Here is a 6630-nt window from a genome sequence, read left to right as displayed (position 1 = left end):
GGCGGCAGGTCGCGGCGGGGCGGGCAGCGACCTGAGCCGCGCGGGGTGCGCGCGGGCGCGGCGGCGGCGTCGGCCACGGCGGGGAGGGCCGCAGGCCGTGCGCCGGATCCGTCGGGGGCCGCGGCGGTCAGCCGCGGCGCGCGGGCGCGGCCGGCGCTGCGGCTCGGACAGGTTCGGGACGGGCGCGGCGGGGCCGGCGTCGGTATGCGCCGGGCCGGATGCGCGCGGGCGCGGCCGGTGCTGCGGTTCGGACAGCTTCGCGAACGGCGCGGCCGAGGATGAGAGGAACTCGTCGAAACTGTCGGGCGACCGACGGCGGAGCGCCTCCAATCGCGCATCGCGGGCGTGATGTGGCCCGCGACGGTTGCCGCGTCCACGCGGGCCTCGGCTTCCCGGTCGGACATGCTGGCGGACCGGTCGCGATGGGCGCGCATCAGCTCGGCGACGGCTGCGACGGGCGCGGAGCGGGCCGGGTCCGGAGCGGCGCGGTTCTCGGCTGTCATCCCGTCCGGGGCGGCGCGGATCGCGTCGATGTCTGCATCCCCGGGCCGGGGGCGGCGGCGATCCGGGCGAGGTCGGTCGGGTCGGTGGCGGGGTCGGGTTCGTTCATCGTGGCCTCCTGGCGGGACAGGGCGGTGAGTTCGAGGTTCGGTTCGCGGACCGGACCCGCGCCCTCGACGCGCGGGATCTTGCTGCGGGGCGGGGGTGGAGACGGGGCTCGGGCAGCGGTCCTCCCGCGCGGGGATCGTCGCGCGCGCCCGTGCCGTCCACTCGACACGGCCCCATAGCCCGTCCGGCCCGGCGACCGGTTCCCCGATCCGGCCCGCGGCCGGGACCGGCCCGTTCTTGCGAAGCGCGAGGTGGGCCGAGGGGTGCGCATGGTCCACGGACGGGTCCACACCCCGGTCGCGGGTGCGCCGGATGACCGCGGCCGGATCGTCCGTCCGGTCGCGCCGCCCGGCACGGCTTGCCGGAGCGATGTTCGCGCCGGTGCTCCTCGGGCGTTGTGGCGGGCGGCTTGAACGGAGTGTTTCGGGGGCGTTGAACATCCCCTTCAAGGGCGGATGCAAGAGCGGCGCGAGCGGTGGCCAGCGCGGCTGCGGCCTCATCCAGAGCGGCGAGGGCCTTAGTCATCGGATCGGGCGTATCGGTCACGTCTTGGCTCTATTGGTAGGGCGGCACGGGAGACGCGCCGACCGGGATGAGGTGGACGGGCCGGGTCCGCGCCGTGCCGTCCGGCAGGCGCTGCGCTTGGCGGATGGCGGTCCGGCCGGCCATGGTCGGCCCGCCGGGAACGGCGTCACGACCGGCTCGGCCGTCGCCTTGCGGGGGTGGAACCGGATCCACCCGACCCCGACCCCGGCCCCGGCATCGCGGGCGCGGTCCTCCATCTCCCGCCGGTCTCGGTCATCTCGGTATCGAGGATGTGCAGCGCGCCGTCTTCCAGCTCCGGCGGGACGACCACGGTGTTCGGCGGGACGCCCGGGATGCGGCCCTTGCCGCGCGGGCGCCTCATCGCGGTGCGGGCGGAGACGTCGTTCCGGACCCGTGCGCGGGGCCTTCGAGGCGAAGCCGAGATGCCGCGGCCCGAAGCCCGCGTTGACCCGCGCGCGGACGCCGCAGAGGAATTCGCCGGTCATGAAGACATGCGCATCGCCGGGGCGGTTGATCGCGTCGAAGCCCTCCCGGTCGAGCCGTGGATCCGGTCACACCCGCCATGTGAACGCGCGTCGCGCGGGGCGTGCTCTTCCGACAGGTCGAGCTTGCCTCTGGCGACATGCAGCAGCGCGATCTGCCGCCTGGCGATGCTCCATGGCGCGGGCGTGTCGAAGAGATACCAGGCCGGACCCGGCGTGCCGGACGTGCCGCCATCGCAATTGCCGACGGTCCGCATCCACGGTCGGGCGATCGGCGTCGAAGACCGCCTGACCGTCATGGCAGAGCGCCGAGGCTCCGGGTTCCAGCAGGCCGTAGAGGGGCTCTTCGGGCGGCAGCCGCGCGGTGTGGGCCGTCCCGGCGATCATCGGCTCGAAGATGCCCAGGCGGCCGGAGACGTCCTCGCGCCGGATGTTGACCGTGCTCTCGAACTTGCGGTTCACGATGGTGTGGGAACGGGCCTCGATGTCCCGGGCGCCCGCCGCCCGGCCATTCGCGCATCTGCGGGAACTGGCCGAGCCAGCCATAGGTCTCCTCTCGCACGGCCGAGGGCACGGTCATGGCGATCTTGTCCCAGGTGACGGGGGCCTTGGTGTAGGCGTCGGTATAGACGGTCTTGAAGCCCTTGAAGGCGAGGTCGAGGTTCTGGCTGTTGACGATCGTCGTGGGGTCCTGTCGGTGGTGGGGGTGAGGTCATGGCCGTGGGCGCGAAGCCGCGCGCGGTAGCGGGTGACGGTCCGGGTGTCGATGCCCAGGGCAGAGGCGATCCGGTCGGTGCTGTGGCCGTTCCGGCTGGTGCGCAGCACCGCCCGGGCGGCGCGGATGTTGCGCCGGGCGGGGCCGAGCGGGACGAAGAGCTGGCCGAAGCCCGGCCGGTCGCTCAGCCAGAGGATGGCGGTCGCATGCGGGTCGTCCGGCCGGGCTCGGTCGGTCCGGGGAAGATCGACGCGCTGGCCGGCGTGCCGGACCCGGCGTGTGCGGCACGTCTCGACGCCCAGCTCCGCCTCCATGGCGGGGATCAGCCCAGGGATGTCGAAGCCCATGGACCGCGCTTCGGCGCAGCTCGGGATGGGAAGGGCGGAGGGGTCCGGATATATGCCCGGAGGTATGTGGCATCGGCCGACACATGTCTCCGCCGACAGGTGTCGGGGGCGCGTCCGGAGGGGCGGAAAGGTCCCTCCCGGCACAGAGCCGGCGCTCCGTCCGGTTCGGCCGCGCCGAAACTCTGCGACGGGTGACGACCGAAATCAAGAGACGGCGCATGACGCGCCTGGAGGGGCGGAACGTATCCCTTCCGGCACAGGGCCGGTACTCCGTCCGGTTCGGGCGCGTCGGGGTGAAAATACCCCTTTCGCCCCCCGATTTCAACGGCAGACCGCGAACGCACCGGGCCACCGCCCCGGACTTCGATTGTTGAAACAGGTTGAAGGGGTCTGTGTGGCCAACTCGGGTTTCAGGACCCGGGGGGCCGAATGGAGAAGATGGCGCGCAGAGGGCCGCTCAGCGCCTCTAACGAAAACGTCGAAGGGCGACGATCTGGCCGACCGCCGCCCTTCTCCCCGTTCCGGACGCACCCGGTCAGGCCGCGCGGGCCTTCATCGCCTTCAAGGCCGTGATCGCCTTCTGACCCTGGCCCTTCGTGAGGAACCGCAGGCTCGACGCGTGGAAGGTTCGTTCGATCCACGTGTTCAGTCCGTCCGCCGTGCCCGCGCCCTTGGTCCATTCGGCCCACAGGACGCGGATCGGTTCGAGCTGCGCGAAGCGCGCCATGCCGGGCCGGTCGCCGCCGTTCGGGCCGGTCTTCACCAGGGGCCGGAGCCCCATCCACGCGAGGACCCCCATGATCGCGTCGAACCCGTCCTGGTCGGGCCGTGGATCTGGTCACACCCGCCATGTGGACCAAGGTCGCGCGGTCGTGCTCTTCCGACAGGTCGAGCTTGCCTTTCGCGACATGCAGCAGCGCGATCTGCCGCTTGGCGATGCTCATGGCGCGTCCTTTCCGGCCTGGCCGCCGCCGTAGAGCACCGCGGCTTCCCCATCCGTCTCCGCGATCCGCCGGATCGCCTGGCTGGCCAGGCGCGCAATCGCCAGAGCCTCGCCTTCGTCCAGATCGCCCCGGCCGAGTGCGTCGAAGACACAGGCCGCGTCGTACAGCGCCAGGTGAAGGTCGTTCAGCCGATCCGCCTGGTCCCGGTCAGCACGCCGGGTCATTGGATGCCTCCCGGTTCATCCTCGCCCGCAGCCTGGTCAAGGATCTCCCAGACCGAGGTGAGGTTCGATCCGATGGCGTTCGCGAGGCGGCGCAGAAGAGCGAGGCCCGCGGCCGCATCGTCGTCCAGTTGATCTTCCCACGATACGAATGACCGGCTGAGCATCGTCGCGACGTCCGTGGCGCGGACAAGTCGCTCCCGAAGTTCATTCGCCTCTGTGAAAGTAAGGCGGATCGTGACTGCATTGTCTCGGCCATCAGCGGCATCCCTCCTCGAACATCTGCATCGCGGCGTAGAAGTCCTCTGCGGACGGAACGCCGGTATCGCTGAAGTCGCGCGCATCGGACAGGATTTCAGCGACATAGCCGAGACCCCCGAAGCGCCGGGCCTTGGTTGCGATCCGGTCGATCACCCGCTTCTCCGTCAGCCCACGCGCCGCGCAGAACGCGGCAACGTCGGAGGCTTCGCTAACCGGGACGACGACGCGGGGATGCGTCCTGCGGTCGAGCTGCGGAAGCTCGGCAATCGCGTGAACGAGAGACATGTCCCCGACCAACGCCACGCCGAAGCATCCTTCCTCCGACAGGGCGCGCACCCATTCGAGCGCGGCCGTGTCGTCGCGGCCCTTCGGGTTGCGCTGCACCAGGTATTGCGCCTCGTCTATCGCGACGAAGCCGCCGGCTCCGATGGCCTCGGCCAGCCGACGCCGGGTCTCACTCAGGTCCGAGGGCTTGGGCGGACGGAGGTCGAGCATCCCGCAGAGCGCGCGTGCGACGTTGTAGACGCCGCCCTCCCCGCTGATCGCCGAATGGATGAGCATGTCGGGGGCTTCGTCGTGGAAACGGTGGAGTGCACGCGACTTGCCGATGCCGGGCGCGCCGGCAATCAGCGTCATCTTCTCCTTCGCGCGCGCACGATGCAGCGCGCGCAAGATGGCCCGTGCCGTGTCGGTTTCCACGAAACCGCCCGGCGCCGGAGGCGGCTCGGACTTGAACCGATGGACGTTACCTGACACTGGTTTCTCCTGTGTTGGTGGGCCTTGCGGCCCGCTTCATCGCGCCCGGGCGGTGCGTCACCGCCGCTCCGGCGATCTCACTTCGACGCCGCCTGGCGGGCCGTCGCGCGGTCGTAATTCTTGAGCTTCGCTTCCATGACCTTCCGGTCGATCCGGTCGGGATCCGGTGCCTCGGGCATCGTGAGCGCGCCGGCCGTCCCGGCTGCGAGGTCCACGACACCGCTCGGCCTGACGGGCGGCGGGCTGAGGACGGTGCGATTGCGGAGATCCGCACGCACGCCTTGTGCCAGGCCGTCCGGATCGGACAGCTGGAGCTTCCGCGTCAGCTTGCGCACCCGGTTTTTCTCCGCGAGGGCGGTGCGGCGTCCTTCCTCGCTACCGTGCGCGGTCGGCTGAACCTGCGGCAGGTGGTCGAGGATCAGTCGGCCACGCTTGCGCTCGTCCTCCCAATGGCAGACCATCGCGCCAGCGTCGTAGTTTCGCGGGTCGATCCCGATGAGGACCTGTCTCCGGGCGTGGCGCAGCATCGCCGCTTGTGTGCTCTGGTCGCCGAAGATCCCGTCATCGAAGTGGATGCGACCGTTCTCGCGCACCGTCTTGCGCTTCCAGATCATCGAGAGCTGGCGGCGCATCAGCGGCGTCATCGTTCGCTGCCTCGCCGCGTCGGACAACAGGCGCTCGAACGCCGCATCGCGGCTTTCGCCCTTGCGAAGGCTTTGGACGCGGTTGCACGTCTCGGCGTTCAGATCGGCGATGCCGTGCGCGATACATGCCTCGAAGTCTTCCAGGTCAATGGCGTGTGCGCCCGGCACTTCCGGATCGTTCGGGCCGGGCCGCTGCGCCCCGTGGAAAGCCGGGTGGTTGTCCACGCTGCGGCTGAGATGGGACCAGACATTTTCCTGCAAGTTCGAGCGCTTGGCGGCAACGCCGGTATTGCGCAGCTCGATCCCGAGGATTTGCAGCACGCCCGGCACGTCCCAATAGCCGTCGCGCGTCTGCGACGTGCGGAAGAATGGACGCTGCCCGCCGGCGATCCGTTTGCTGTTGAAGGCGCTCCCGTTGTCAAAGGTGAGGGTGACGGGCCGGACGGCTTCGTCGCACATCTTGACGATGGCCGCTTCCGTGACCTCGGCGTTCTCGGATCGGCCGATGGCCCATCCGACGGTCCTGCGGCTGGCGTAATCCACCAGGGCGACCACCCAGGGGCACCCGACCGATCCATCCGGCCAGCGGACCCGCACCTTGAACTCGCGGCCGTCGCCGTGGACGGCATCCATCGCAGCCATGCTCCCGCTGTGCTGGGGTTGGTGCATGTGAATGCGGTCAGTGAACCGCTCTTCTCCGAGCGTGGCGAAGAGCCGTTCGTTCGGGTCGAGGGCGTTCCAGTGCCGCCGTACCGTGTGCAGCTTCGGCCAGTCCCAGCCTTTGCGCGCGGCCTCCTCGGCGACCATCCGATGCGCGTGCTTGAGCGACCAGCCGCTCCGGTTCTTGCCCGACAGCTTCATCAGGTCCAGCATCCGAGCCATAGCCTCGGCCGAGACCGGATCGCCGACGCCGCCGCCCGACCAGCTCGGCGCCAGCGCGGGCGCCCAGTTCGCGGGCGCGATGCCGTCTGTCCGGCGCTTCCAGTCCTTCACCGTGTTGCGCGATGGGAAGGCTCCGAAGGTCTTCCGGCCGGCTTCCTCGATCTCCGGCCAGGTCAGGTCGACGCTCTCCCGCTTCACGATGAACAGGAGCTTCACGGCGCTG

8 protein-coding genes and 3 pseudogenes are annotated in these 6630 nt (G+C 70.4%); all 11 read right to left on the bottom strand.

Features of this window, described 5'->3' with window-relative positions; all coding sequences use genetic code 11:
- Nucleotides 1–503, bottom strand: a 503-nt coding sequence (locus KW83_RS21965; RefSeq protein ID WP_407667862.1) for a phage protease, incomplete at its 3' end; no start/stop codon positions are given.
- A 216-nt stretch (nt 504–719) separates the two neighbouring features.
- Nucleotides 720–1049, bottom strand: a pseudogene (locus KW83_RS21960) (phage protease); the annotation flags it as partial.
- Between the two features lie 102 nt (nt 1050–1151).
- Nucleotides 1152–1670: a Mu-like prophage major head subunit gpT family protein gene (locus KW83_RS21955; RefSeq protein WP_407667861.1), complete on the bottom strand. Its 519-nt coding sequence runs from the start codon at nt 1668–1670 to the stop codon at nt 1152–1154.
- 36 nt (nt 1671–1706) lie between these two features.
- On the bottom strand, nt 1707–2183 hold the full coding sequence (locus KW83_RS12125; protein WP_036178978.1) for a Mu-like prophage major head subunit gpT family protein: 477 nt from the start codon (nt 2181–2183) through the stop codon (nt 1707–1709).
- Nucleotides 2184–2199: 16 nt separating this feature from the next.
- Nucleotides 2200–2316, bottom strand: a pseudogene (locus KW83_RS21950) (Mu-like prophage major head subunit gpT family protein); the annotation flags it as partial.
- A gap of 44 nt (nt 2317–2360) precedes the next feature.
- Nucleotides 2361–2666 (bottom strand): annotated as a pseudogene (locus KW83_RS21945) (helix-turn-helix domain-containing protein); the annotation flags it as partial.
- Between the two features lie 568 nt (nt 2667–3234).
- The gene (locus KW83_RS21505) at nt 3235–3498 is read right to left on the bottom strand and encodes a phage protein GemA/Gp16 family protein (RefSeq protein WP_235191417.1); all 264 of its coding nucleotides are present in this window, start codon (nt 3496–3498) and stop codon (nt 3235–3237) included.
- A gap of 141 nt (nt 3499–3639) precedes the next feature.
- Nucleotides 3640–3867: a hypothetical protein gene (locus tag KW83_RS12115; protein ID WP_036178975.1), complete on the bottom strand. Its 228-nt coding sequence runs from the start codon at nt 3865–3867 to the stop codon at nt 3640–3642.
- Nucleotides 3864–4031 (bottom strand): hypothetical protein, encoded by a 168-nt coding sequence (locus KW83_RS20965; protein ID WP_161785491.1) that lies wholly within the window; start codon nt 4029–4031, stop codon nt 3864–3866. Before KW83_RS20965 ends, KW83_RS12115 begins: the two co-directional genes overlap by 4 nt.
- 91 nt (nt 4032–4122) lie before the next feature.
- Complete coding sequence (locus KW83_RS12110; RefSeq protein ID WP_036178972.1) at nt 4123–4881, bottom strand: ATP-binding protein; 759 nt, start codon at nt 4879–4881, stop codon at nt 4123–4125.
- 77 nt (nt 4882–4958) lie between these two features.
- Complete coding sequence (locus KW83_RS12105; protein WP_036178970.1) at nt 4959–6623, bottom strand: transposase domain-containing protein; 1665 nt, start codon at nt 6621–6623, stop codon at nt 4959–4961.
- Nucleotides 6624–6630 lie beyond the last annotated feature (7 nt).

It is taken from the genome of Palleronia rufa, assembly GCF_000743715.1.
Taxonomy (GTDB): Bacteria; Pseudomonadota; Alphaproteobacteria; order Rhodobacterales; family Rhodobacteraceae; genus Palleronia; species Palleronia rufa.
Note: the sequence above shows the minus strand (reverse complement) of the source record. Positions and strands in the feature narration are given on the sequence as shown.